The 25,582-nt window shown below is 66.4% G+C and carries 22 protein-coding genes; 4 read left to right on the top strand and 18 right to left on the bottom strand.

Features of this window, described 5'->3' with window-relative positions:
• Positions 1 to 151: 151 nt before the first annotated feature.
• Positions 152 to 1,315 carry an acyl-CoA dehydrogenase family protein gene (locus tag CBI38_RS26790; protein WP_109335389.1) on the top strand — a complete coding sequence of 388 codons (1,164 nt, stop codon included), beginning with the start codon at positions 152 to 154 and terminating at the stop codon, positions 1,313 to 1,315.
• Positions 1,316 to 1,376: 61 nt separating this feature from the next.
• Here CBI38_RS26790 and CBI38_RS26795 read toward each other — a convergent pair whose 3' ends face one another.
• Genes CBI38_RS26795 through CBI38_RS26810 form a run of 4 tightly spaced genes read right to left on the bottom strand, consistent with a single transcriptional unit; the run spans position 1,377 to position 6,288 of the window.
• A complete protein-coding gene (locus CBI38_RS26795; RefSeq protein ID WP_109335390.1) occupies positions 1,377 to 2,984 on the bottom strand; it encodes a class I adenylate-forming enzyme family protein in 1,608 nt (535 codons plus the stop codon).
• 51 nt (positions 2,985 to 3,035) lie between these two features.
• The gene (locus CBI38_RS26800) at positions 3,036 to 3,800 is read right to left on the bottom strand and encodes an SDR family NAD(P)-dependent oxidoreductase (protein WP_109333685.1); all 765 of its coding nucleotides are present in this window, start codon (positions 3,798 to 3,800) and stop codon (positions 3,036 to 3,038) included.
• 32 nt (positions 3,801 to 3,832) lie between these two features.
• Positions 3,833 to 4,966: a thiolase family protein gene (locus tag CBI38_RS26805; RefSeq protein ID WP_109333687.1), complete on the bottom strand. Its 1,134-nt coding sequence runs from the start codon at positions 4,964 to 4,966 to the stop codon at positions 3,833 to 3,835.
• Entirely contained in the window at positions 4,963 to 6,288 is a 1,326-nt protein-coding gene (locus tag CBI38_RS26810; RefSeq protein WP_109333689.1) for an MFS transporter, read from the bottom strand. Before CBI38_RS26810 ends, CBI38_RS26805 begins: the two co-directional genes overlap by 4 nt.
• 310 nt (positions 6,289 to 6,598) lie before the next feature.
• Here CBI38_RS26810 and CBI38_RS26815 point away from each other — a divergent pair, with 310 nt between their 5' ends.
• Together CBI38_RS26815 and CBI38_RS26820 are read left to right on the top strand one after the other, a co-directional pair.
• Entirely contained in the window at positions 6,599 to 7,792 is a 1,194-nt protein-coding gene (locus tag CBI38_RS26815; protein WP_109333691.1) for an acyl-CoA dehydrogenase family protein, read from the top strand.
• Positions 7,793 to 7,808: 16 nt separating this feature from the next.
• Positions 7,809 to 8,966 (top strand): acyl-CoA dehydrogenase family protein, encoded by a 1,158-nt coding sequence (locus CBI38_RS26820; protein ID WP_109333693.1) that lies wholly within the window; start codon positions 7,809 to 7,811, stop codon positions 8,964 to 8,966.
• A gap of 19 nt (positions 8,967 to 8,985) precedes the next feature.
• On the opposite strand, the gene CBI38_RS26825 is transcribed toward CBI38_RS26820, so the two are convergent.
• The 6 genes from CBI38_RS26825 to CBI38_RS26850 all read right to left on the bottom strand — a co-directional run bounded on the left by CBI38_RS26825 (position 8,986) and on the right by CBI38_RS26850 (position 15,893).
• On the bottom strand, positions 8,986 to 9,972 hold the full coding sequence (locus tag CBI38_RS26825; protein ID WP_109333694.1) for a TAXI family TRAP transporter solute-binding subunit: 987 nt from the start codon (positions 9,970 to 9,972) through the stop codon (positions 8,986 to 8,988).
• Positions 9,969 to 11,387 (bottom strand): sensor histidine kinase, encoded by a 1,419-nt coding sequence (locus CBI38_RS26830; RefSeq protein WP_109333696.1) that lies wholly within the window; start codon positions 11,385 to 11,387, stop codon positions 9,969 to 9,971. Before CBI38_RS26830 ends, CBI38_RS26825 begins: the two co-directional genes overlap by 4 nt.
• Position 11,388: 1 nt before the next feature.
• Positions 11,389 to 12,048 carry a response regulator transcription factor gene (locus CBI38_RS26835; protein ID WP_109333698.1) on the bottom strand — a complete coding sequence of 220 codons (660 nt, stop codon included), beginning with the start codon at positions 12,046 to 12,048 and terminating at the stop codon, positions 11,389 to 11,391.
• 16 nt (positions 12,049 to 12,064) lie between these two features.
• Positions 12,065 to 13,432 (bottom strand): MFS transporter, encoded by a 1,368-nt coding sequence (locus tag CBI38_RS26840; RefSeq protein WP_109333700.1) that lies wholly within the window; start codon positions 13,430 to 13,432, stop codon positions 12,065 to 12,067.
• Between the two features lie 137 nt (positions 13,433 to 13,569).
• Complete coding sequence (locus tag CBI38_RS26845; protein WP_109333702.1) at positions 13,570 to 14,724, bottom strand: CaiB/BaiF CoA transferase family protein; 1,155 nt, start codon at positions 14,722 to 14,724, stop codon at positions 13,570 to 13,572.
• Positions 14,721 to 15,893, bottom strand: coding sequence for an acyl-CoA dehydrogenase family protein (locus CBI38_RS26850; protein WP_109333704.1), 1,173 nt, complete (start codon positions 15,891 to 15,893; stop codon positions 14,721 to 14,723). Before CBI38_RS26850 ends, CBI38_RS26845 begins: the two co-directional genes overlap by 4 nt.
• A gap of 150 nt (positions 15,894 to 16,043) precedes the next feature.
• Here CBI38_RS26850 and CBI38_RS26855 point away from each other — a divergent pair, with 150 nt between their 5' ends.
• A complete protein-coding gene (locus CBI38_RS26855) occupies positions 16,044 to 17,078 on the top strand; it encodes a LacI family DNA-binding transcriptional regulator (protein WP_109333706.1) in 1,035 nt (344 codons plus the stop codon).
• Here the strand turns inward: CBI38_RS26855 and CBI38_RS26860 are convergent, their stop codons facing one another.
• The 8 genes from CBI38_RS26860 to CBI38_RS26895 form a co-directional block, all read right to left on the bottom strand.
• Positions 17,079 to 18,602: an acyl-CoA synthetase gene (locus CBI38_RS26860; RefSeq protein ID WP_109333708.1), complete on the bottom strand. Its 1,524-nt coding sequence runs from the start codon at positions 18,600 to 18,602 to the stop codon at positions 17,079 to 17,081.
• A 56-nt stretch (positions 18,603 to 18,658) separates the two neighbouring features.
• Positions 18,659 to 19,441, bottom strand: coding sequence for an enoyl-CoA hydratase (locus CBI38_RS26865; protein ID WP_109333709.1), 783 nt, complete (start codon positions 19,439 to 19,441; stop codon positions 18,659 to 18,661).
• Positions 19,442 to 19,484: 43 nt separating this feature from the next.
• Positions 19,485 to 20,675, bottom strand: coding sequence for a fumarylacetoacetase (gene fahA / locus CBI38_RS26870; RefSeq protein ID WP_109333711.1), 1,191 nt, complete (start codon positions 20,673 to 20,675; stop codon positions 19,485 to 19,487).
• Complete coding sequence (locus tag CBI38_RS26875; RefSeq protein WP_109335391.1) at positions 20,672 to 21,562, bottom strand: hypothetical protein; 891 nt, start codon at positions 21,560 to 21,562, stop codon at positions 20,672 to 20,674. The genes fahA and CBI38_RS26875 overlap by 4 nt, the downstream gene beginning before the upstream one ends.
• The gene (locus CBI38_RS26880; protein ID WP_109333713.1) at positions 21,529 to 22,728 is read right to left on the bottom strand and encodes a homogentisate 1,2-dioxygenase; all 1,200 of its coding nucleotides are present in this window, start codon (positions 22,726 to 22,728) and stop codon (positions 21,529 to 21,531) included. Before CBI38_RS26880 ends, CBI38_RS26875 begins: the two co-directional genes overlap by 34 nt.
• Before the next feature lie 95 nt (positions 22,729 to 22,823).
• Positions 22,824 to 23,378, bottom strand: coding sequence for a MarR family winged helix-turn-helix transcriptional regulator (locus tag CBI38_RS26885; protein ID WP_109333715.1), 555 nt, complete (start codon positions 23,376 to 23,378; stop codon positions 22,824 to 22,826).
• 142 nt (positions 23,379 to 23,520) lie between these two features.
• Positions 23,521 to 25,086 (bottom strand): polyamine aminopropyltransferase, encoded by a 1,566-nt coding sequence (locus CBI38_RS26890; protein ID WP_109333717.1) that lies wholly within the window; start codon positions 25,084 to 25,086, stop codon positions 23,521 to 23,523.
• A gap of 4 nt (positions 25,087 to 25,090) precedes the next feature.
• On the bottom strand, positions 25,091 to 25,561 hold the full coding sequence (locus tag CBI38_RS26895; protein ID WP_109333719.1) for a DUF350 domain-containing protein: 471 nt from the start codon (positions 25,559 to 25,561) through the stop codon (positions 25,091 to 25,093).
• Positions 25,562 to 25,582 lie beyond the last annotated feature (21 nt).

A 25,582-nucleotide genomic window follows, 5' to 3' on the forward strand; every position in this document is an offset into this window, starting at 1 on the left:
CCGGCACCAGCCGAATATATCGGCGCAGAACCCTCCTGGACGGGTCGGAATCATCGGGATCTCCTATGGCGGCGTGGTCCGATTCGTATTGGACATGCGGCGACTACCATCCGACAGTGACTTCATGACAACTTTGCAGGCCGGTGATTCCATGACCACATCTCAGGTCGGCGACGACGATTTTCAGGACATCCTCGCCCAGACGCGCAGTTTCGTTCGCTCCGCTGTGGTTCCCCGCGAGCAGGAGATCATGGATGCCGACGCGATCCCCGACGACATCCGCGAGGCTGCCAAAGCGATGGGGCTGTTCGGGTACGCGATCCCGCAGGAGTGGGGCGGACTCGGCTTGGACCTGACGCAGGATGTGGAACTGGCGATGGAGCTCGGTTACACGTCGCTGTCCCTGCGCTCCATGTTCGGTACCAACAACGGCATCGCCGGGCAGGTGCTCGTGGCGTTCGGCACGGACGAGCAGAAAGAGACGTGGCTCGAGCGCATCGCGTCGGGCGAGGTGGTGGCGTCGTTCGCGCTCACCGAACCGGGCGCGGGGTCGGACCCCGCGGGACTGCGCACCAAGGCGACGCGGACCGGCGACGGCTGGATCATCAACGGCGAGAAGCGGTTCATCACCAATGCACCACTCGCGGACCTGTTCGTCGTGTTCGCCCGCACCCGCCCCGCAGACGCGGACGGCACCGGCATCGCCGTGTTCCTCGTCCCCGCCGACGCCGACGGAGTGCAGGTAGGCGCGAAGGACCGCAAGATGGGCCAGGAAGGGGCCTGGACCGCGGACGTGCATTTCACCGATGTGTGCGTGCCTGATTCCGCTCTCGTCGGGGGAAGCGAGGACGTCGGCTACCGTGCCGCGATGACGTCGCTGGCGCGCGGCCGGGTGCACATCGCCGCGCTGTCGGTGGGTGCGGCCCAGCGCGCACTCGACGAGTCGGTGGCGTACGCCGCCACCGCTACTCAGGGCGGCAGCGCGATCGGCGACTTTCAGCTGGTGCAGGCCATGATCGCCGATCAGCAGACCGGCGTGATGGCGGGGCGGGCACTCGTCCGGGACGCCGCCCGGGCGTGGGTGTCCGGTGAGGACCGGCGCATCGCGCCGTCGGTCGCCAAGCTTTTCTGCACGGAGATGGTGGGCAAGGTCGCCGACCTGGCGGTGCAGATCCACGGTGGCACCGGGTACATGCGGGACGTCCCCGTCGAACGCATCTACCGTGACGTCCGTCTCCTGCGCCTCTACGAGGGCACCAGCGAGATCCAGCGGCTCATCATCGGACGAGGCCTGGTCAAGCGCGCGCAACGCTGAAGAAATAACAACCGGCCCCCACCGCTGAGAGCGGTTGGGGGCCGGTTACTTTCGCGGTCCTCTAGGTAGCCGCGACCTCGAGCAACTTCCGCAGAGTCGTTTTGAGGATCTTTCCCGCCGCCGACGTCGGCAACTGTTCGACCACCACCACGTCACGCACCTTCTTGTACGGCAGCACCCGCTCGGCCACGAACGCCGACACCGCATCCGGATCGACCGCCGCCCCCGGCATCGGGACGACGAACGCTACCGGCTCCTGACCGACGCTGCCGGCCTCTCTGCCGACGACGGCAGCGGAGGAGACGTCCGGGTGCGAGACCAAAATCTCCTCGAGCTCACGCGGATACACGTTGTAGCCCTTGTAGATCAGCATGTCCTTGGTGCGGTCGCAGATGAACAGGTAACCGTCCTCGTCGACGTACGCGATGTCACCGGTATCGAGCCAGCCGTCGACGTACTGCTGCGCGGTGATCTCGGGCTGATTCAGGTAACCGTCGGTGACCTGCGGGCCGCGGACCCACAGCTTGCCGCGGGTGTGGGCGTCGAGTACGGCCCCGGAATCGTCGGCCGCACGGATCTGCACTTCGGTGTCGAACACCGGCAGACCCACACTCCCTAGCTTGTATGCGTCGGCTCCGGTCAGCGGCGCGGATGCGATAAGACATGTGCCTTCCGTCAACCCGTACCCCTCGACCACTTTCGCCGAGGGGAACGCGCGGCCGAGTGCCTCGAGTGTGACGTGGTCGATCGGGGCCGCACCGGAGGAGACGACGCGCACCGAATCGGTGTTCCGGGTCGCCGCGTCGGGATGAGTGGCGACCGCGTGCCACATTGCCGGGCTTCCCGTGATGTAGGTGGCACGGTGCTTCTCGATCAGCTCCAGCATCCTGCCGGGTTCGAACCGGCCGGCGAACACCTGAGTCGCGCCGCAGAGCAGCAGGAACGACATGTTGATCAGGGCGTGGGCATGGAACAGCGGCGACACGACGACCGTCGCCCCGACCCCGGGTTCCACACCGCGATCCCCCAGTTCCGCGAGAGGTCGCAACTCGATACCACCGTCAGCGCTGGCGAGCACCGCGTGTCCCGCTCGCCAGGCGACCATCTGGATCACGTTGGCGAGGACGTTGCGGTGCAGTACCCGAACACCTTTCGACAATCCGGTGGTGCCGCCCGTGTAGGCGAGGTGGGCCACGTCGTCTCCGGTCACCTTCGAAGGGAACGGTGTGGCGACGTACCCGCGGACGAACTCGTCGAATCCGAACTGACCGCGACCTCGCCCGGCGGGCAGTCCCGCCACCACGATCGTGCGGACGGTGGTGCCGTCGGCAGCCGCGGTGAGGTTGTCCAGTTGTCCGGGCTGGGTCACGGCCGCGACCGCACCCGTGTCCACGATCTGTGTGCGGAGTCCCGGCACGGGTTGCAGCGGGTTGACCAGGGTGACGGTCGCACCGGCCCGCAGGGCGCCGTAGTACGCGACCACGAACTCGATGCAGTTGCCGAGGTGCAGGAGCAACACATCACGCTCGGTCACACCGGCGTCCCGCAATGCGGACGCGAATGCACCCGACCGCTGGTCGAGTTCACGGTAGGTGCACACCGTGTCGCCGTCGACTACCGCGGCCCGGTCTCCGTACAGGGCCGCCATGCTGGGCGGAAAGGCCGCCATCGTCAGATCCGGGTAGTGCAATACCAGCTTGTTCACGTGGGTCCTCACTGGTCAGCGGGGTGCCATGCGGATGGCACCGTCGAGGCGGATGGTCTCACCGTTGAGGTAGCCGTTCTCGAGGATGGAGCAGGCGAGTTGCCCGAACTCACTGGGCTTGCCCAGCCGCGACGGGCTGGGTACGGATTTCTCGAGCGACGCCCGCACGTCTTCGCGCAGTCGCGCGAGGAGCGGGGTGTCCATGATTCCCGGGGCGATGGTGCACACCCGGATGTTTCGGCTGGCCAGATCCCGCGCCGCCGTGACGGTCATACCAACGATGCCCGCCTTCGACGCCGTGTAGTTGATCTGGCCGATCTGACCTTCGAATGCCGCGACGGAGGCGGTCAGCACGATCGCGCCGCGCTCGCCGTCGATCTCGTCGTGGCGGGCGATCCGTTCCGCTCCCAACCGCAGAGCGTTGAAGGAGCCGACGAGGTTGAGGCGAATCACGAACTCGAAATCCTCGAGCGAGCCGGCCTTGCCGTCGTTGTCCAGGATCCGCATTCGTCGTCCCGCGCCGGCGCAGTGCACGATGCCGCGCAGTCCGCCTCGTTCGTCGGCGACATCGAGGGCCGCCGCGAATTGTTCGGGGTCGGTGATATCGGCCGCGGCGAACTGCGCTGCGCTGCCGAGTTCTTTCGCCGCCGCCGCACCCTCGGAGTGGGGAAGGTCGATGAGCGTCACCTGAGCCCCGGCGTCCACCAGTCGACGGGCGGTGGCAAGTCCGAGTCCCGACGCGCCGCCGGTCACCGCGGTGGAGATGCCTTTGAGTTCCATTGCCTGTGGGGTCCCTTCGGAAAAGTGGTGGTTCAGAGAAGTTCGAGAATGGTGGCGTTGGCGAGTCCGCCTGCCTCACACATGGTCTGGAGGCCGTATCGGATGCCGTTGTCGCGCATGTGATGGACCAGCCGGGTCATCAGGATCGCCCCCGATCCACCGAGCGGGTGGCCGACGGCGATGGCGCCGCCGACCGGGTTCAGCCGGTCCATGGCGGCACCGGTCTCCGCCTGCCAAGCCAGCGGAACCGGAGCGAAGGCCTCGTTGACCTCGAACGCGCCGATGTCCTCGATGGTCAGTCCTGCCCGCGAGAGGGCTTTGTCCGTGGCTGCGATGGGACCGGTAAGCATGATGACGGGGTCGTCACCCACCACCGCGCTGGTGTGTATCCGGGCCATCGGACGCAGTCCCAGCTGCGCAGCCTTGTCACTCGTGGTGATCAACAACGCCCCCGCGCCGTCGGAGATCTGCGACGAGTTGCCCGCGTGGATCACGCCGTCGTCCTTGAACACGGTCTTCAGTTTCGCGAGGGACTCGAGCGAACCACCGCGGCGGATTCCCTCATCACCCTCGAGTACGCCGGGTATCGGCGCGAGTTGCCCGTCGAAGGCGCCGCGGTCAGCGGCACGCGCCGCGAGTTCGTGAGAGCGGAGTGCGTATTCGTCGAGCACCCGACGAGTCAATCCCCATTTCGCTGCCACCATTTCTGCGCCGGTGCCCTGGCTGAAGCCGTCGACGCCGTACCGGTCGAGAACGGTTGCGGGGAAGTGCTCGCCGTTCTTGCTGGCACTGCCCATCGGAACGCGGCTCATCGATTCGACACCGCCGGCGACGACGATGTCCTCGTGGCCGGCGATTACGGTCGCGGCGGCGAAGCTCACCGCCTGCTGACTCGATCCGCACGCCCGGGTGAGCGTGGTGCCGGGCACCTTCTCGGGCCAGCCGGCGGCGAGCACCGCGGTCCGGGCGACGTTGCCCGCCTGCTCGCCTGCCTGGCTGACGCAGCCCCAGATGACGTCGCCGACCTCATCCGGGGAGAGACCGGTACGGGCAACGAGGGCTTCGAGCACGTGGGCCGACACATTGGCCGGATGAATATCCGAAAGGGACCCTCCGCGCCGGCCGATCGGTGTGCGGACTGCGTCGATAATTACTGCGTCATTCATCGTGTGCTCCCCACACTGTCGCCTCGAACCAGTTTCTTGTCGCGTTCCGGGTTGGCCAGGATCAACGCGAGGACGGCGCATACCGCGGCGACCAGACCGAGCGCTTGGAACGCGGTCGCGTAGCCCGCGGCGGGCGAACTGGCGGCGTCGACGATCAGGCCGGTCGCATACGGGGCGACGAGGCCGCCGACCGCCATGATCGCGAGGAACACCCCGAGCGTGCCGGCCGTCTGACGCGGCGGGCAGATCTCGGAGATCGCGGAGTTGAGCAGCGGGAACACCGAGGCGGCGAAACCGTACCCGACCGACACCACGAGCACGGCCAGGGCGGGGGTGTCGATGGACGGCAGGGCAAGCAGGATCGCGCCGCAGATGAGCACCCCGACGGCCGGCACGATGATCCGCACGATCCGGGACGTCGAGCCGCGCACCAGGAGGCGGTCGCCGATCACGGAGGTGAGGAGCATCAGGATCAGTCCCGCGATGCTCGGGAAGGCGAACATCGATCCGGCCTGCAGGCGGCTGTACCCGAGGCCCACCTCGAAGTACGAGGGCAGCCAGGTGAGCACCACTGCGACCAGTGCATACACGCTCATGACGAGGAGGGCGCCGCTGATGAACGTGCGTGTCGTGAAGATTCGACTCCACGGTACGGCGGGCTCCTCGGCGTCACCGTCGGCATCGGTGGTCGCGCTCTTGCCACTGCGAATGTAGGGACCCTCGGACCACGCGGTCAGCCAGACGGCACACCACACGACCCCGATCACCGACAGCGCGATCAGGGCGTAGCGCCAGCCGAATGTGACGGTGACGAATGCGAGTGCCGGAGCAACGGCGATCTTCGCGATGGACGCCGCGCCGGCCAACAGTGCGCTGGGCAGTCCGCGTTTTGCGGGCGCGTGCCAGGAGTACGCCCCGGTGTGCAGCAGCGCCGAGCTCGGGCCCTCGGCGAGGCCGAGGAGTAGCCGGCTGCCGAGTAGCACCACGAAGCTTGCGGCGACGACGAGCGGCAGCATGGCCACCGACCAGGCCAGCGCGAGCAGCACGAGCGCCCACCGCAGGGACATCCATCGGTTGAGCACGCCTGCGAAGAATCCGCCGACCGTGAAGGTCAGGAAGAACAAGCTCCCGACCAGACCGATCTGGGAGGAGCTCAGTCCCAGCTCCTGGGCGAGGGGTTGAGCGATGATGCCGAGTACGGCCTTGTCGGCATAGTTGACGACGTAGAGCAACACGAGGAGGGCGGTCAAGCCCCACGCACGGCGGCGGGACTCGGAGCCGATGTCGACGGGTGCGTCGAGGGTGGCGGTGGAGTGGGTCACCTGGTGATCCCTTCGGAGAATGGGTGGTGCAGGTCACAGCGTCAAGCCCATTCAACGGATGCGGGCCCACCCGATCAATACGCACTCGGCGAACGCACCGGCTGCCACTACCTATGGGTCAGGGCCCCCGCAGGTCACAGGCAGATGCAAGAAGCATTGAAGTGCGCTATCCGACCGATAGCCGACGGCCTCTAGCCGCTCCACGGGAAGTCGGGCAAGCTGAAATCCGACCTCGCGGCTCCCGAGGCGCTCGTCCGCGCCCCGGTTCCGCACTCCCCTGCTCGGTACAACTCGTATTCGAAGGACCCCTATGAGCCGCCTCGCCCAGACTCTCGGCCTCACCGAGTTCCAGACCGAGATCATCGACACCGTGCGAACCTTCGTCGATCGCGACGTCATCCCCGTCGCACAGGAACTCGAGCATTCCGACACCTACCCGCAGGCCATCGTCGACAAGATGCGCGACATGGGCCTGTTCGGGCTGATGATCCCGGAGGAGTACGGCGGCCTCGGCGAATCCCTCCTCACCTATGCCCTGTGCGTCGAGGAACTCGCGCGGGGCTGGATGAGCGTCTCCGGGGTGATCAACACTCACTTCATCGTCGCCTACATGCTGCGTCAGCACGGCACCGATGCCCAGAAGGAGCACTACCTGCCCCGGATGGCTACGGGTGAGGTTCGCGGGGCCTTCTCGATGTCCGAGCCGGAACTCGGCTCCGACGTCGCCGCCATCCGCACCAAGGCCAAGCGCGGCGCCGACGGAAACTACGTCATCAACGGCCAGAAGATGTGGCTGACCAACGGTGGCAGCTCCACCCTCGTCGCCGCCCTGGTTCGTACCGAGGAAGGTGCCGCCAAGAAGCACGACAATCTCACCGCATTCCTCATCGAGAAGCCCGCCGGATTCGGTGAGGTGGTCCCGGGCATCACCATCCCCGGAAAGATCGACAAAATGGGGTACAAGGGCATCGACACCACCGAGCTCCTGTTCGACAACTACACCGCCGCGGCCGATGACATCCTCGGTGGCACACCGGGTCGAGGCTTCTTCCAGATGATGGACGGGATCGAGGTCGGACGGGTCAACGTGTCCGCGCGCGCGTGCGGTGTGGCGATCCGCGCGTTCGAGCTGGCGGCCCGATATGCGCAGCAGCGCAGTACGTTCGGTAAGCCGATCGCGCAGCATCAGGCGATCGCGTTCAGCCTCGCCGAGATGGCGACGAAGGTCGAAGCGGCACATCTGATGATGGTCAATGCGGCACGACTGAAGGACTCCGGCGAACGCAACGACGTGGCCGCCGGCATGGCCAAGTACCTCACCAGCGAGTACTGCTCGGAGGTCACCCAGGCCAGCTTCCGTATCCACGGCGGTTACGGTTACTCGAAGGAGTACGAGATCGAGCGGCTCATGCGTGAGGCACCGTTCCTGCTCATCGGCGAAGGCACCAGCGAGATTCAGAAGACGATCATCAGCAAGGGCGTACTGCGTAGTTACGCACTGTAAATCGAAGGAGAGATCCGTGCAGCGTACGGTGTTCAACGAAGATCACGAGGCGTTCCGGAAGACGATCCGCGACTTCATCGCCAAGGAAGTGGCTCCCGTCCACCATGATTGGGAGGTACAGGGACATCCCCCGCGTGATTTCTATCGTCGGCTCGGCGAGCTCGGTGTGCTGGGCATCCAGGTGCCTGAGGAGTACGGCGGGGGCGGCGAGAAGAGTTTCAAGTTCTCCGCGGTAGTCGGTGAGGAGACGGCGGCGGCCGGTGTCACGTTCGGCAGCTTCTCGGTGCACACCAATTTGATCCTGCCGTACCTGGTCGAATACGCGAACGATGAGCAGAAGCAGCGCTGGCTCCCGGGATTCGCTTCCGGCGACATCATGTTCGCCATCGCGATGACCGAACCCGGTACCGGTTCCGACCTCGCCAACATCGCGACTTCCGCGAAGCTGTCGGAGGACGGCAGCCATTACGTGTTGAACGGCGCCAAGACGTTCATCACCGGCGGCGCGCTCGCCGACCGCATTCTCGTGGTGTGCCGCACCGCTCCCAGCACGCAGGAGAACCGCCGGGCGGGGCTGTCCATTCTCGTCGTCGACACCACCGCCGAGGGTTTCGCGGTGGGCCGGAAGATCGAGAAGATCGGCCTCAAGGCGTCCGATACCGCCGAGTTGTCGTTCACGGACGTCAAGGTTCCGGTCGAGGATCGGCTCGGTGAAGAGGGTGCCGGATTCAGCTACCTCACCCACAACCTGGCGCAGGAGCGGCTGACCATCGCGCTCGGCGCGTCAGCCACCGCCGCGGCCGCGTTGCAACACGCCCTCGCCTACGTGAAGGAACGCAACGTCTTCGGAAAACCGGTGGCAGCATTCCAGAACACCAAATTCGTGCTCGCCGAGTGCGCCACCGAGGTCGAAGCAATCCAGCTGATGGCCGATCGCGCACTCGAACTCCACGATGCCGGTGAACTGTCCGTGCCCGACGCGGCGAAGGTCAAACTTTTCTGCACCGAGGCCGCGGGCCGGGTGATCGACAAGTGCCTGCAGCTGCACGGCGGATACGGTTACGTGCTCGAGTACCCCATCGCACGCCTCTACGCCGACACCCGGGTGTCCCGCATCTACGGCGGCACCAGCGAAGTGATGAAGACGATCATCGCGAAGGATCTGGGGCTGTAACCAGGCGCCTTCGGCGCCCTCAGCCGTGGTGCCGCCGGTATGCCGCGGCGGCACCAGGGTGCAACGGCACTCCGGCGGTGACGATCAACGACTGCCGATCGAGGAACTGGCTGCCCGTCGCCTGATCCGGCACCAGTTCCGAGGCATGGTCGATCAGCACTTCCACGAGTGCACCGGCAGCCTTGTCGGTCACCGTGCGGCCGGCGAGGAGAAGGTTGGCCAATCCGATTGTCGCGACCGGTGTCTGACTTCCGTAGGTACCCGGCGGAATGAGCACGGACTCGTATCGGGGGCCGAACCGCTGTCGCAGCAAGTCGAGTTCTGCGGACAGATCGAGGAGTCGCAGCGCGATACCCAGGTTTGCAAACGATGGTGTGGGCACTCCGCCCGCCCACAGGACGGCGTCGACGCTGCCTTCGCGCAGAGCGTGGCCTGCATCCGTCATCGACAGGTGCAGGCGTGTGACGTCGCCGGGGCGGCCGAGGCCCAGCACCTCGAGAATTCGTTCCGCGGTGAGTTCTGCGCCTGATCCTCGCGCTCCCAAACTTATTCGTGCTCCGGCAAGTCGGGACGTGTCCTTGATCTCGGAATCGGCGCGCACCGCCAGTTGCATGTAGTTTTCGTACACCTTGCCGATGGCGGTGAAGTCGGCGGCGGCATCTATGGCCGACACCGCGGCAGTGTCCATGGCCGTCACCGCGGCAGCGTCCATGGCCGTCACCGCGGCGTCGGCGAGGCTCAGGGCGAGCTCTGCTTCCCCGGACGCCAGCGCCGCGAGGTTGTCGACGGACCCGGCAGTCCGCAGCGGGACGATCGTCACGCCCAGGTCGGCGCGCTCCGCGGCAGCAGCGGTCAGCTGTGCGAACTCCCAGAAGAATCCGCCTTCCTCACCGGCGGCGAGTCGCAGCTGTTCACGGGTGCCACCGGAACAGGCGGCGCCCGACCCGGCCGCCGTGGCCACTGCGGTGGCCGCGAGTCCGCGGAGAAGTTCGCGCCGGGAGATCACAACACCTCCCCGTTGCCGTCGGGCGATTCCGGCAGCGTCACGGTTACCTCGAGACCGTGCGGCTGCGCGGCCGCCACCGTGAGGGAACCACCACCGTTGTCAGCGAGAGCGGTGGCGATGGACAACCCCAGACCGGTGCCCGGCCGGCCGGATCCGGACCCGCGAAAGAAGCGCGAGGACAACTTGTCGACCTCGTCTTCGGACACCCCGACGCCGTCATCGCTCACCCGGATACGGATGCCGGACTCCGTCTTCCGGGTGTCGATTCGCACCGTCGACCCGGAACCCGCATAGGTGTGCGCGTTGCTGAGCAGCACGTCGAGGATCTGAGCGAGCTGACTGGACCGGAAGTCGGCGAACAAGGGCTCGTCGGTGCCGTCCGAGGTCGCGGCCATCCCCGACTCCGCCAGCGCCTCCGCCCACGCGTCGAGCCGGTCGGCGACCACTGCACCGACGTCGCAGCCGCCGTGCGAGGTCTCGGCGGGTGCCTCGGCGACTGCCAATGCCAGCAGTCCGTCGAGGATTCCGCCGAGGCGGTCCACTTCCATACTCGTCCGGCGATAGGTTTCCGCCCCCGCCTCGCGGACGTGCGGGCCGAGAGAATCCAATCGAATATGTAAAGCCGCCAGCGGGTTCCGAAGTTGATGCGCGGTATCGGCGATGAGTCGGCGCTGTGCGTGGGCGGAAGCCTGAACGGCGCCCGCCATGGTGTCGAAGGCCCGCGCAAGTTCCTGCACCTCCGGCGGTCCGGTGTAGCGGTCCGCGGAGTTGCCGGCAGTGCGACGGGTCCACGGCTTCGGCGACGGGACGGCGTCCGCGAGGGCAGCGACGCCGGCAGTCAGTGCGCCGAGTGGACGAACGGTCCACCGGGACAGCGCGATGGCCACAGCGGTCACCGCCACCAGCGCCGCGAGCGCCCCGGCGGTGATCACCAGCCACGACGTCCGGATCGACTCGCGCGCCGCTCGGGTGGACACCTCGAGGACGACGGCGCCGTCGACCTGCGCCCCGGTGCCGACGGGGACGGCAGAGAGGACACGGTCCGCCGACCACGGTGTCAGCGAACCGCCGATGCCCTTCTTCTGATTTCGGAGTCCGGCCGTGATCGCCTCGCCCACGCCCGGGTCGGCCGGCGACAGTCCCGCTCCGGCGCGGACGCCGCCCCGAGCGTCCACGATAAGAACCCCCTCGCCGTACAACTCGTGGTAGCGCGCCACTTCCTCCCGCAACAACGCAGCACTGCCGGGGGCCTGCGTCTGCCCGGCGAGGCTGGCGAAATGTGTAGCATCCGCCTCCCGGCTCAAGCGGAGGGCCTGCGTTCTCCCGGCGCCGGTGGCCAGAGCGAGGGGAACCGCGAACGCCACCACCGCGAGGGCCGCGAACACCAGCAGGACGGCGAGCACCCGTCGCCGCACGTCAGTTGCCCCAGCGGTAACCGTACCCGCGGATGGTCGAAATGAGGCCTGGCCGAGCCAGTTTCGCTCGCAGTCCGGTCATGTGCACGTCCAGGGTGCGTGAGATCGCCACATAGGCGTCGCCCCACACTGCGTCCATCAGCTGCTGGCGGCTCACCGCGGCGCCGGGCCGGGCGACGAGGACCTCGAGAAGCTCGAACTCCTTGGTCGTCAGCGCGATCGGTTCGCCTGCGACCTCCACTTCGCGTGCCGCCAGGTCGACCACCACGTCGCCTTCGGTGATCTGCTGCGAGGCCGGCCGTTCGGCGGCTCGGCGGCGCTGGGTCACCACGTCGAGCCTGGCCAGCAACTCCGCGAGCCGCGCCGGTTTGACGAGGTAGTCGTCCGCCCCGCCGCGCAACCCGCGGACCACCGAACGCTCGTCGTCGCGGGCGGTGAGGATGACGACCGGAACGTCGCTGACGGCCCGCAGCTGCCGAAGCACCTGCAGGCCGTCCGCATCGGGGAGACCGAGATCGAGAATCACCGCGTCCATACCGCGATGGCCGAGGAGGAGGTCGGAGCCGCGTCGCATGCGCACCGTGTCGTGGCCGTGGTTCGCCAGCGCATCCACGAGTGCGTCGCCGACTCCGTCGTCGTCCTCGACCACCGCGATCTGCACTTTCCGTTCCCTTCGATCAGCTCCGCGAGTCGACCAGCTCGACATCGTCGTCCGGGCTGTCGGCCCGGCTGCTCGCCCGGTCGAGCGGCGAACCTTCCGACGTCTCCCGCATGAAGACGTAGACGACGAGCGAGATCGCGATGCATCCGGTCACATAGTAGAAGAAGAGCGATTCGTGACCGGCCCGTTTCAGGGCGAGGGCGACGGTCTCGACCGTGCCGCCGAAAATCGCCAGCGTGAGGGCGTACGGCAGTCCGACTCCGAGCGCGCGGACCTTGGTCGGGAACAGCTCGGTCTTCACGATCGCGTTGACCGACGTGTATCCGGTGACGACGGTGAGGCCCAGCATCATCAGCCCGAAGGCAACCAGCGGATTCGACGTGCTACCCAGCACGGTCATGAGCGGGACCGTCAGCAGGGTTCCACCGACACCGAAGAAGATGAGCAGCTTGCGCCGGCCGATGCGGTCCGACAGGGCTCCGCCGAGCGGCTGCAACACGATGAAGACCAACAGAGCCGCAAAGTTGATCCACGCGACCGTGTCCTTGGAGATGCCGGAGGTGTTGATCATGAACTTCTGCATGTACGTGGTGTACGTGTAGAACGCCACACAGCCACCGAGTGTGAGGGCACACACCAGCAGGCACTCGCGTGGGTACTGCAGCAGCATCCGGAGCGAACCTTCCTTCGGCCCGTCGTCCGGGGTGTCTGTGTCACGCTTCGACTCCACCTCGTCGGTGAAAGCCTCGGACTCGTCCATCGTGCGACGCAGCCACATCACCGCGACGGCACCTGCCGCACCGATGACGAACGGAATTCGCCAGCCCCACGACTGCATGGCCTCGGCAGGCAACAGCAGTTGCAGGATAATCTGCACACCCAGCGCGAACAGCTGCCCGGCGACGAGGGTCACGTACTGGAAGCTCGAATAGAACCCGCGCCGACCCGGTGAGGCGACCTCGGCGAGGTACGTGGCGCTGGTGGCGTATTCACCGCCGACCGACAGTCCCTGGAGCATGCGGGCGAGCACGAGGAGCACCGGAGCCACCAGTCCGACGCTGTCGTACGACGGCGTGAGCGCGATGACGAGCGAGCCCGCCGCCATCACGGTCACCGACAAGGTGAGCGCCGAGCGGCGGCCGTGCCGGTCGGCGTACCGCCCCATGACCCAGCCGCCGATCGGCCGCATCAGGAATCCGACCGCGAAAACAGCTGCTGTCGAGAGCAACTGGGCCGTGGTGTCGCCCTCGGGGAAGAACTCCTTCGCGAAGTACACGCTGAACGCCGCGTAGACGTACCAGTCGTACCACTCGATCAGATTGCCGACCGAACCTTTCAAGACGTTGCCGATCACTCGGCGCTCACCAGTCTGTGCGGTGCTCACGTGGACTCCTTCCGATGTCCTGAATCTCTCCGTTCCCACCACAGTGGGGCAGGTCACAGACATTCGGAAGGGTCCGCGGGGGTTCCTAACACTCTCTTAGGAAAGTCCCCCTGTGAGTACTTCTTAACCGCGGGGGGTTAAGAAGTACTCACAGCTGGGGTGTCCTCGCCCAGCAGCGGCGGCGCGCTGCGGTACCTCGCCGGGGTGGCACTGAGCCGGATCGGGTTCGCCACCTGCCGCACGGGTGAGTCCCGGCGTGGATCGTCGATCTCGACCACCGGATTCAGCCCGAGACGCTCGGCCAGCGCGACGGCATCGGCGATGTCATTGAGCGGCCCGCACGGGACACCCTGCGCGGCCAGCTTCTCGAACCATTCATCTGCCGACCCTGCGGACAGCGCTTCGGTGAGGTCCCGGACCAATTCCCCGCGGTGCGCCACCCGTTGCGTGTTGGTGGCGTACCGCTCGTCGTCGGCGAGGTGCGGAACTCCGAGAACCTTCACCAGAGAGGTGAATTGGCGATCATTGCCCACCGCGAGCACGAGCGGGCGGTCTCCGGTGTCGAAGACCTCGTACGGCGCGATGCTGGGATGCCGGTTGCCCATGGCCTGCGGAACGACACCCGCGCCCACATACCCGGACGTCTGGTTCACGAGGGCGGACAGCAACGACGACAGCAGGTTCACCTCGACCCGCTGTCCCTCGCCGGTCCGGTCACGGTGACGCAACGCAGCCAGGATCCCGACCGCGGCGTGCAGCCCGGTGATGACGTCGACGACGGCAACCCCGACCTTGGTCGGGACGCCGGGTTCGGGACCGGTGATGCTCATCAACCCGCCGACGGCCTGGATGAGCAGGTCGTAGCCGGGCAGGTTGTTGTGTCCACCGAACCCCGTCACCGAGCAGTAGACGACGTCGGGATTGGAATCCCGCACCGCGTCGTAGCCGAGACCGAGCCGGTCCATGGTGCCGGGCAGGAAGTTTTCCACCACGACATCCGCCCGGGCGACGAGTTCCCGCGCCTGCTGAAGGTCGGTGGGGCTGCGCAAGTCCCAGGCGACGGACTGTTTATTGCGGTTCACCGATTGGAAGTAGGTCGACTCCTCGCCCACCCACGGCGGTCCCCACTGCCGGGTGTCGTCCCCGACGCCCGCACGCTCGACCTTCACCACCTCGGCGCCGAGATCGGCGAGGAGCATCGTGGCATACGGTCCGGCCAGCACCCGGCCGAAATCGGCGATCAGCAGACCGTCGAGCGAAGCACGCCGACCCGACTCGAGCGACCCGCTCACCTGAACGCGGCCTCGCCCGTCAACGCCTTGCCGATGGTGAGTTGGTGCACCTCGGACGTGCCCTCGTAGGTGAGTACGGACTCGAGGTTGTTGGCGTGCCGAATGACGGGGTACTCCAACGTGATTCCATTGGCACCGAGAATGGTACGGCATTCGCGGGCGATGGCGATGGCCTCGCGGACGTTGTTCAGCTTGCCGGTGCTCACCTGTTCGGGCCGGACCTCGCCGCGGTCCTTGAGACGTCCGAGATGGTAAGCGAGCAGGTGACCCTTGCCGACCTCGAGCGCCATGTCCGCGATCTTCACCTGAGTGATCTGATAGGCGGCCAACGACTTGTCGAACACCTGACGGTCCTGGGCGTAGGAGATGGCGGTCTCGAGGCAGTCGCGGGCGGCACCCATCGCACCGAAGATGATGCCGAATCGGGCCTCGTTGAGGCAGCCGAGCGGACCGGACAGCCCCTTGGCCTCCGGCAGCATTGCGGAAGCGGGCAGCCGGACGTCCTCGAGCACGAGTTCCGAGGTGACGGACGCCCGCAGCGACATCTTGTGCTTGATCTCCGGCGCCGAGAAGCCGGGGGTGTCGGTGGGCACGACGAATCCGCGAATGCCGTCGTCGGTGCGCGCCCACACGACCGCGACGTCCGCGACGGACCCGTTGGTGATCCACATCTTCGTGCCATTGAGAATCCAGTCCTCACCGTCCCGCTTGGCATTGGTGCGCATCCCGGCGGGGTTGGAGCCGAAGTCGGGCTCGGTGAGGCCGAAGCAGCCGATCGCCTGGCCGACGGCCATACGGGGCAGCCACTCCTGCTTCTGGTCCTCGCTGCCGTAGCGGTGAATCGCGTACATCGCCAGCGAGCCCTGCACCGATACCAGGCTCCGGATTCCGGAGTCGACGGCCTCGAGTTCGAGGCAGGCCAGACCGTAGGCGGAGGCGCTCATACCGGCGCAGCCGTACCCCTCGAGGTGCATACCCAGCACACCGAGCTCACCGAGGCCTTCTGCCAGCTCGCGCACCGGCAGCGCCGCGGCCTCGAACCACTCCCCAATGTGGGGGCGGATGCGCTCGTCGGCGAAGCGGCGCACGGTGTCGCGGATCGCGATCTCCTCGGCGTCGAGGAGGGCGTCGAGAGCGAAGAGCTGGGACAGGGACTGTGGGTCGGACATGGTTCCTCCACGGGGCCGGTGGGGCTGGTGTGCAAACGTTCGCAAGAACGATTGCACGAACGATTTCGTCACGTAGACTAGGGCGCGTTTCCGATTGCCGTCAACCACGCGGCAGGCCGTACCCCCCACCCCCGAGCGCGAGGATTGCCTGTGAACTTGCCGGACCGCCCGACACGCACCTCCGGGCGTCCGCCGACCCTCCGAGAGATCGCGGAACGCGCCGGGGTCCACGTGTCGACGGCGTCTCGCGTGCTCAGGCAGCCCGAACCCGCGGACGGCTGGTCGGAGGCCGCGATACGGGTCCGCGAGGTGGCGGTCGAACTCGGCTACCAGCCGAATCTGTGGGCGGCCAGCCTGCGGACGCGCAAGACCACCACCCTCGGTGTCGTCATGCCGCGGCTCACCGACGGCGTGGTCGCGACCATGTTCCAGGGCATCGAGGAGACTGCCACGGCCGCAGGATATTCGGTCCTGTTGTCCAGCCCGCCGGACGATCTCGACGCCCAGCGCAAAGCCATCGAGTTCCTCGTCAGCAGGCAGGTGGACGGGCTGCTGCTCAGCAGCCTGCACAGCCCCGGACAGGAGTTCGTCGAATCACTGTCGGTGGGTGCGCTGCCGATGCTCCAACTCAACCGGCATGCCGACGTCGGCCTGCCGTTCGTGTCCGGTGACGACCACCGGGGCGGATACCTCGCCGGCCGGCACCTCCTCGATCGGGGTTTCACCGACGTCGCCGTCATCGCGGGGCCCGAACACGCCAGCACCTCCCGCGGCCGGGTGGCCGGATTCCGCGACGCGCTGGCCGAAGACGGGATCGCACTGCCCCCGGACCGCCTCGTCCGCTCGGACTTCGACGTGTCGGGTGGCGTCGAAGCCGCCGGCATCCTGCTCGACCGCGACGCACGTCCCGACGCGATTTTCACTGTCAGCGACACCATCGCCATCGGTGTTCTGGGTGTCGCCCGCGACCTCGGTCTGCGCATACCGGACGACCTCGCACTGGTCGGCTACAACGACATTCCGGTGGTCGCCCAGCTACCGGTGCCGCTGACGACGGTGCGATCACCGGCCCGTCTCATCGGAGCGACAGGCGTGCGTCACCTGCTGTCGCTGATCGCCGGTCACGACGTGGAGTCGGTGCAACTTCCCGTCGAACTCGTCGAGAGGGCGTCGACCAGGCGGTGATCAGAGCGTCACTCTCAGTTCCCGTTTGAGCAACTTGCCGCTTTGATTGCGGGGCAGTTCGTCGACGAAGACCACCTGCTTCGGCACCTTGAACGGCGCGATGCGCTCCTTGACGTGCGCGATGAGCCCGTCGGGTGTCACTCCGGTCGCGTTCTCCCGCAGCACCACCACCGCGGTGATCGCCTCGATCCATTTGTCGTCCGGCGTCCCGATGACGGCCACCTCGGCGACGTCCGGATGCGTGTAGACGGCGTCCTCGACCTCCCGCGAGGCCACGAGAATGCCGCCGGTGTTGATGACGTCCTTGATACGGTCGACCACGGTGATATAACCGTCCGCGTCGCGCGTGACCAGGTCGCCCGAGTGAAACCAGCCGTCACGGAAGGCTTCTGCCGTGGCATCGGGGTTGTCCCAGTACCCCAGACACAGCTGGGGTGAACGGTAGAGGACCTCACCGGGGGTGCCGTCCGGGACGTCATTGCCGTCCGGATCCACCACCCGCGTCTCGACGAAGAACACTGCCTTGCCACACGACGACGGCCGATCCTCGTGCTCCTCCGGTTGCAGCACCGTGGCCAGCGGACCGATCTCGGACTGCCCGAAACAGTTGTAGAAACCGAGGTCGGGGTAGCGTTCACGCAGCCGGTTCAGCACCGTCACCGGCATGATCGACGCGCCGTACTGTGCCTTCTTCAGCGAGGACAGGTCGCGTGTCTCCAGATCCGGATGTCCGGCGAGCGGCACCCACACCGTCGGGGCGAGAAACAGCGATCCGATGCGATCGTCCTCGATTCGCCGCAGAATCTCCGGGATGTCCGGAGCCTGCATGAGATTCACCGAAGCTCCCACCGACAGGTAGGGCAACATGAAGACGTGCATGCCCGCCGAGTGATAGAGCGGCATGCAGATCAACGGGTTGTCGCCGTCGTTCAGCGCGAGCGCGATCACGGAAGACACGTACTCGCACACGAGACCACCATGAGTCATCATGGCGCCCTTCGGCTTCGATGTCGTGCCCGACGTGTACAGCAATTGGGCCAGGTCGGTAGAGGCGACCGGCTCCGCGAGGACGGGTACGTCACCGGAACTGCTGTGCGACAGCAGGGAACCCTCGGCGTCGCGCAGGGGTACGACATGGCGCAGGTCGAGCCCATCGCGGACGGAGTCGAGTGTTCCCGCAAGCGCCGGGTCGACCAGTGCCGCACTGCTGCCGGACTGCGACACCAGGTAGGTCAGCTCATCACCCTTCAATGCGTAGTTGACGGGTACGTGCACCAGACCGGCACGCGCACAGGCAAGGAACCCGATGACGTAGGCATCCGAATTGGTGCCGTACGCGGCGACGCGTTCCCCCGTCCGAAGCCCGAGGGACTGCAGGTACGCGGCGGCCCGGCTCACCGCGTCGTCGAGTTCGCGGTACGTCCACGTGCGCTCCTCGAAGAGCAGAGCCGTGCGGTCGGGGAACTTGGCTGCCGAGCGCCGGAGCACTCCGTCGACGGTATCGGTATGCGGATCCAGACTCATACCCGAAGGTTATAGGACGTCCAACTATGCCGCCTGAGGTTTCACCATGCCGACGCCTACTTCCCCCGCCACTGCGGGGCCCGCTTCTCGACGAACGCCTGCATGCCTTCCTGCGCGTCACACGTGACGGCGTTGGCCGCCATCGTGTCGGCCATGGCCTCGTACGCCTGGTTCTGCGGCAATTCGATCTGTTGATAGAAGGCCTGCTTGCCGATTTTCACCGTCAGTGGACTTGCCTTCGTGATCTTCCTGGCGAGGGCATTGGTCTCGTCCGCGAGCTTCGCGGCGGGGACAACTATATTGACCAGCCCCCAGTCCGCGGCCGTCGCCGCGTCGATCGTGTCGCCGGTGAGGAGCATCTGCAGCGCCCGCTTCCGCCCGATCGCGCGGCTGAGCGCCACCATCGGAGTCGAGCAGAACAGTCCGATCTTCACACCCGGAGTCCCGAATACTGCGTCCGACGACGCCACCACGAGGTCGCACGACGCGGCCAACTGACAGCCCGCCGCGACAGCGGCGCCCTGCACCGACGCGATCACCGGCTGCGGGATGTCCTGAACCGTCTGCATCATTTCCACGCAGGTGTCGAAGATGGCCTGCTCGTCCTCCAGGGTGCGACCGATCATCTCCTTCAGGTCGTGTCCCGCGGAGAAGACCGGCCCTTCCGCCCTGATGACGACGACGCGGGTGGTGTCGTCGCCGCCCAGTTTCCGGAGCGCTGCGGTGACCTCCCGCATCGCCTCGGACGACAGCGGGTTGCGTTGTTCGGGCCGATTCAGGGTGAGGAACGCGACGCCGTTGTCCGGCTCGACGGTGGTGTCCACGAAGTTCTGGGTCATGCCTACTGCCTACCACCTGTGAGTACTTGTTAACCGTCCGCGGTTAACAAGTACTCACAGGTGGTGTTGCCGGCAGAATACGACCACGGACGTCACCGAAGCCGATGCGACTGCCGTTCGGGCCCGGCGCGGTGGCGGAGATGACGATATCGTCGCCGTCCTCGAGGAAGGTACGGGTCTCGTCGCCGACCTGGACCGGTTCCTTGCCACCCCAGGTGAGTTCGATGAAGGCACCGCGCTGATTCTTCTCGGGACCCGAGATGGTGCCCGACGCGAACAGGTCGCCGGTACTGGCGGTGGCACCGTTGACAGTGGTGTGTGCGAGCATCTGCGCAGGCGACCAGTACATCTGCGCGTACGGCGGCCGCGACACCACGTGCCCGTTCCACTCGACGGTCAGATCGATGTCGAGGCCCCACTTCTCCTCGCCCCGCAGGTACGGTAGCGGCTCCGGATCCTGGGTCGGGGTGTCGATGCGAGCGGCCTCGAGGGCGAGTAGCGGCACCACCCACGGCGAGATGGAGGTGGCGAAGCTCTTGCCGAGAAACGGGCCGAGTGGCACGTACTCCCACGCCTGGATGTCGCGGGCCGACCAGTCGTTGACCACCACGGCGCCGAACACGTGGTCCGCGAACTGATCCGGTGTGATGGTCTCCCCCAGCTTCGTCGGGACGCCGACGAGGAAGCCCATCTCCGCCTCGATATCGAGGCGGAGGGACGGACCGAAGTCGGGGGCGTCCTGCGCCGGGGCCTTGCGCTGCCCACACGGCCGGATGACGTCGGTGCCCGACACGACGACGGTGCTCGACCGACCGTGGTACCCGACCGGCAGATGCTTCCAGTTGGGCATCAGCGGCTCGGAGTCGGGCCGGAACAGCCGTCCGAGATTCGTGGCATGGTTTTCGGATGCGTAGAAGTCGACGTAGTCCGCCACATCCACCGGCAGATGCATGGTGACCTCGTCGACCGCGAACACGGCAGCCGCGTCGACGTCTCCCTGCACCAGTTCGGTGATCTGCCGGCGGACCTCCACCCACCGGTCCCTGCCCTGCGCCATGAAGGCATTGAGGGTCGGCTGCGCGAAGACGTCGTCGCCGAGTGTGGCGGCGAGATCCACGACGGAATCCCCCACCCGCACTCCGACCCGTGGGGCCGAGTCCGCGGTCGAGAACACGCCGTACGGCAGGTTGTCGATCCCGAAAAGCGAATCGTCGGGGATGTCGAGCGTGGTCATGCGGAGGTTCCCTGTTCTGTGGAGAGGACGGATGACGGAACGAGCTGCAGCCCGACGAGGTCTTCGAGCGGCTCGAGGACGCTGCAGGTTCCGAAGGAACGGAACGAGGAGCGGACGGCTTCGACCACGTCGTCGGAGAGGTCACCGAGCTCCTGCGCGAGAAGTGCGCCGTCGCGTTCGGCGAGTGTCGCGGCGAGTTGGGTGACGGTGCCACCGCCGAGTGCGTGCCGGGCGGCGAGCAGCACGTTGAGGAAGCCGTGCTGCTCGAACCCGGTGTCCGGATCCGTGTTCCGCACGGCATGGTGGAGTCCGGCCGTCGCTTTGAAAGGGACCCCGGTCGCGACCACGGTGTGGATGGCGGCCGCGAGTTCACCTTCGTCCGGGTAGGCCTCCGCAACGACACCGCCTGTACGGAACTTTGCCGAGACCGACGTACCCACGAGTGCGGCCAGCACATCAGAACGCCTCTCGTCGCGTGGAATCTCGACGAACACATCGAGTCCGGCCGTCAAGGTCTCGAGGGCCTGCACTGCGGTCATGAAGTCCGCGGCCGACTGCTCCGCCGGAACCGCGATTTCGAGGGCAACCGGGGTGACTCCCTCCACCGCGGCAATGCGCGTGAGCGCGGCCTCGAGAGTGGCAGGGCCGCCCGGGAGAGTAAGACTCACGTCGAGCTCGGCCGGGGTGAGTTCGTCCACCCGAGAGGCCGGAAAGACGAACGGTCCGACCAGGTCTGCGTACGACGACGTCCGGTGACGTGTGTGCGCGGGGATGGCATCGGGCAAGGGCGCATTGCCGGGGGGGAACAGGGCGGCGTCGTCGCACAGACCAGTGAAGAGCGCGGGAATTCCGATCACTGCGCCGGCCCCCGTCCCGCCCAGGTCCAGGCGTAGCCGGAGTCCTCGCACGCCAGCGCTCCTTCGCCGAGCTCGAGGGGCCGGAAGGTGTCGACCATGACCGCGAGTTCGTCGAAGAACTCGGCCCCGATGCTGCGTTCGTAAGCACCGGGTTGCGGACCGTGGGCATGCCCTCCGGGATGGACGGAGATGGAACCCTGTCCGATGCCGGAACCCTTGCGGGCCTCGTAGTCGCCGCCGCAGTAGAACATGATTTCGTCGGAGTCCACGTTGGAGTGGTAGTACGGCACCGGAATCGACAACGGGTGGTAGTCGACCTTGCGGGGCACGAAGTTACAGATGACGAAGTTGTTACCCTCGAACGCCTGATGCGCCGGCGGCGGCTGGTGCACGCGCCCGGTGATGGGCTCGTAGTCGGAGATGTTGAAGGTATACGGGTAGAGGCAACCGTCCCACCCGATCACGTCGAATGGGTGGTTGGCGTACACCATCCGGGTGCCGACGATGCCGTGCGAGGTGCGGTGCTTGACGAACACCTCGACGTCGGTGCCCTCGGCCTGCAACGTCTCCCCCGGACCGTGGAGGTCGCGTTCACAATATGGTGCGTGCTCGAGTAGCTGCCCGAACCGAGACAGGTACCGCTTCGGCGGGACGATGTGACTGTTGGCCTCGATTGCGTAGGCGCGCAACGGGTCCGGACCGGTCGGAATCCACCGATGGGTGGTCGACATCGGGATCAGGACGTAGTCGCCCTGCTTCGCCTCGAGCGCACCGAAAACGGTTTCCACTGTGGCCGCGCCGGATTCGACGTACACCATCTCGTCGCCGAGAGCGTTGCGGTAGAGCGGCGATTCCTTGCCGGCGACGACATACGAGATGCGCACGTCACCGTTGCCGAGGATCAGCCGACGTCCGGTTACGACGTCGGTTTCCGCCCAAACCGACTCCGGGAAGAGGTCGTGAAGCTTCAGGTGCCTCGGCGAGAGCGGATGGTTGGGCGTCGTGGTCTGATCTGGCAGCTCCCACACCGTGGCGTCGACGATCGCCGAGGGAATGTGCCGGTGATACAGCAGCGACGAATCGGAGGAGAAGCCCTCCTCGCCCATCAACTCCTCGAAGTAGAGTTGACCGTCCTCGTCACGGTGCTGCGTGTGCCGCTTCGGCGGGATGTTGCCCGCCTGCCGATAGAACGCCATGACCGGCCTCCTCGATGTGTCGTCGCTTAGTAAACACATTAACTAGTTTGAGTGCGTGATGGCAAGCACAGGCCGATAACGACACCAGGAAGGATCTAGTTGCGTCCGCGAACGTCGAACTGGCTACGGTTGGTGATCAACTTGTCGAGCAGCATGACGAGGATGCGCTGCTCAGGTTCGGTGAGCACGCTCGCCCACGCATGTTCGCGCTCATTCTGCTCACGATAGATCTCCCCGATCTCCCGGCGACCGCGCTCGGTGAGCGACAGCTGCACCGATCGGCCGTCCCGCTCATCGGGTGTTCGTTCCATCAGACCGGCGCCGACCAGCGACTTCGTGAGATTGGAGACTGCAGCCCGACTCATACCGGTGAGCTCGGCCGCACTCTTCGCATCGATCGGCCCGGCCAGCCAGGTGACGAACATCAGCCGGAACGACGACCACGACAGCCCCCGCGGACGGTGGATCGACGACTCGAGGTCGTAGGTCACCACATTGGACGCCCGGTTCAGCGTGAGCAGAACCTGCGTCGCCAGTTGGTGCGTCGATCCGTACTCGGTGCTCAAACGCCGATTGGCCAGTTCGATGAACGACCAGAAGTCGAGGCGCTCGGGCACCTCGACAGGCACCGGCGCAGCGTCATCGCTCATGAGGAAACCCTATCGCGACCGGGTGGCGGGCCGACTGCCCGCCACTGTCGCTTTTAGTATATCTATGAACTAACTGCGCCCCGTGAGTACTTATTAACACTCGGTGGTTAAGAAGTACTCACAGGCGGCGGAGCCGCAGCGCTCAGCGCTGGTAACCCCTACGCATGTCATCGACGATGCGCGGCCTGTCAAGCGTGGAGGGCTCGAGTTCGCGCGGGGGTCGGTCGCGGGAAAAGACCGCGGACGCCGCGAGAGTGGGGCCGTCGAGGAATCGCAGCTCGGGCGCGTCCGACGGGAGGCGTAGCGACGGCGCCTCGGACTCCGGGGAGGCGAGGACGAACCCCCAGTCGCCGAAGCTGGGCACCAGTACGTGGTACGGCGTGACACTCAGGCCCGCCGACGCGACTGTGGAGGTGGTCCGCCAGAACGCGTCGGGTGTCGAATAGGGGCTTCCCGCTTGCACGACCATCAGACCGCCGGGTTCGAGCGCCCGGGCCGCGAGCCCGTAGAACTCGGTGGAGTACAGGCGTCCGAGCGCCGGGGTGTCGGGATCCGGAAGATCGACGATGACGGCGTCGAAGCCGGTGACGGGTGGATCCCGCAGCCACCGGAAGGCGTCGTCGATCACCACGTGCACGCGAGGATCCTGTAGTGCACCCTTGTTGAGGTCGGCGAGGCGGGTGGTGGCGAGTTCGATCACGGCGGGGTCGAGTTCTACTTGCACGATCTCTCGCACGCCGTTCAGCCGCAGTACTTCCCGGGCGGCGAGACCGTCACCCCCGCCGAGGATCAGCACCCTTTCCGGGTTGCGGGCCATCGCCGGGTAGACGAGGGATTCGGTGTAGCGGTGCTCGTCGGCACTCGAGAACTGGAGGTCGCCGTCGAGGAACAGACGCACGTCCCCGCCGCGTTCGGTGATGACGATTTCCTGGTACTGCGACCGTTCGGCGGCCACCACCGGGTCGGTGTACAGCCGTTGCCGTGATGTGGTTTCGATATTGTCGGCGCGCACCAGCAACACGGCGATACTTGCGGCCGCCACGAGCAGCGCCACCACCGCGAGCAGTCGGGTGCGCACGCTCAGCTGCCACCGCAACAGGATCAGCGCCACGACCGCAGCCGCCACGAGGTTGATGATCCCGGTGATGGCGGCGCCGCGAATCATGCCGGCGATCGGAAGTAGGACGAACGGCCACAGCAATCCACCGACGAGTGCGCCCGCGTAGTCGGCAGCGTTCAGGTCGGCCAGCACCTTGCCCGTCGTTTCGGCGTCGTTGTCGCTCCGCCCCGACTGCAGCAGAGTCATCAACAGGGGTACTTCGGCGCCCACCAGAACACCGATGAGCGCTGTGGCGAGGACGAGAACGACTGCGCTGGAACCGAAGAACGTGAACGTCACATACAGCGTGACTGCGCTGAATCCCCCGGCGAGGCCCAGCACGATCTCCACGGCGACGAACGACACGGCGGCGTGGGAGAGCAGTGGTTTTGCTGCGAGAGCGCCCACACCCAGGGCGGCCACGAATCCGGCAACGATCAGGGAGGTCTGGGTGATGCCGCCGCCGGTGAGGCTGATCGAGAGGGTGAGCAATGCCAGTTCGTAGATCAAACCGCAGGCGGCGCAGGCGGCGACCGCCGCGAGCAGGAGGACGCGGGAACGTCCGTCGAGCGCCCGCTTCACCTCGGACTGTGCCGCCGCCGTTGTCATCGGTTCAGGTGAGCGCGGCGGCGTTGACGAGCCCGATGGCGAAGAGCGACGTTCCGACCGCCCACGCGGCACCACACATCTTCGGGTTGCCGACCAGTTCGACGAGCCGCCCCGGCAGTAGGCGGTTCATGAGACGCAACGCGATCAACTGCAGGAGCACTCCGAACAGACCGTAGACCGCGGAATCGGCGAGCCCCTGGGCGAACCCGTCGTCGCTCGTGAGGATGGCCGAGACGACGATGACGGCGAGAGCAAGGTGGTTGGACGCGAGCAGGATGGCCGCATTCGGGTTCTTGTCGATATACACCTGGTGCCGAAGGTTGCCGGGCGTGGCCAGGTCGAGAACCAGGAAGCCGACCCCGAGGACGGCGATCCCGACCACGAAGTACGCCAGGGTTCCGAGCATGCCGACTACGAGGAGCCCGGCGTCGACGGTGCCGATTTCGGTGGCTGCGGCCGTATAGGTGATGTTCACGCACTACTCCCGAGTTGTAGG

The sequence above is a fragment of the Rhodococcus oxybenzonivorans genome, assembly GCF_003130705.1.
GTDB classification, from domain to species: domain Bacteria; phylum Actinomycetota; class Actinomycetes; order Mycobacteriales; family Mycobacteriaceae; genus Rhodococcus_F; species Rhodococcus_F oxybenzonivorans.

What these genes read in the sequence shown, in the direction of transcription:
- CBI38_RS26880 (WP_109333713.1), bottom strand. Translation starts at nt 22,728, where the DNA reads ATGGCGTTCTATCGGCAGGCGGGCAACATCCCGCCGAAGCGGCACACG.
- CBI38_RS26800 (WP_109333685.1), bottom strand. Translation starts at nt 3,800, where the DNA reads ATGGAACTCAAAGGCATCTCCACCGCGGTGACCGGCGGCGCGTCGGGA.
- CBI38_RS26890 (WP_109333717.1), bottom strand. Translation starts at nt 25,086, where the DNA reads ATGACAACGGCGGCGGCACAGTCCGAGGTGAAGCGGGCGCTCGACGGA.
- CBI38_RS26860 (WP_109333708.1), bottom strand. Translation starts at nt 18,602, where the DNA reads ATGAGTCTGGATCCGCATACCGATACCGTCGACGGAGTGCTCCGGCGC.
- CBI38_RS26790 (WP_109335389.1), top strand. Translation starts at nt 152, where the DNA reads ATGACCACATCTCAGGTCGGCGACGACGATTTTCAGGACATCCTCGCC.
- CBI38_RS26885 (WP_109333715.1), bottom strand. Translation starts at nt 23,378, where the DNA reads ATGAGCGATGACGCTGCGCCGGTGCCTGTCGAGGTGCCCGAGCGCCTC.
- CBI38_RS26815 (WP_109333691.1), top strand. Translation starts at nt 6,599, where the DNA reads ATGAGCCGCCTCGCCCAGACTCTCGGCCTCACCGAGTTCCAGACCGAG.
- fahA (WP_109333711.1), bottom strand. Translation starts at nt 20,675, where the DNA reads ATGACCACGCTCGACATCCCCGACGATTCGCTTTTCGGGATCGACAAC.
- CBI38_RS26850 (WP_109333704.1), bottom strand. Translation starts at nt 15,893, where the DNA reads ATGTCCGACCCACAGTCCCTGTCCCAGCTCTTCGCTCTCGACGCCCTC.
- CBI38_RS26865 (WP_109333709.1), bottom strand. Translation starts at nt 19,441, where the DNA reads ATGACCCAGAACTTCGTGGACACCACCGTCGAGCCGGACAACGGCGTC.
- CBI38_RS26805 (WP_109333687.1), bottom strand. Translation starts at nt 4,966, where the DNA reads ATGAATGACGCAGTAATTATCGACGCAGTCCGCACACCGATCGGCCGG.
- CBI38_RS26795 (WP_109335390.1), bottom strand. Translation starts at nt 2,984, where the DNA reads ATGGCGGCCTTTCCGCCCAGCATGGCGGCCCTGTACGGAGACCGGGCC.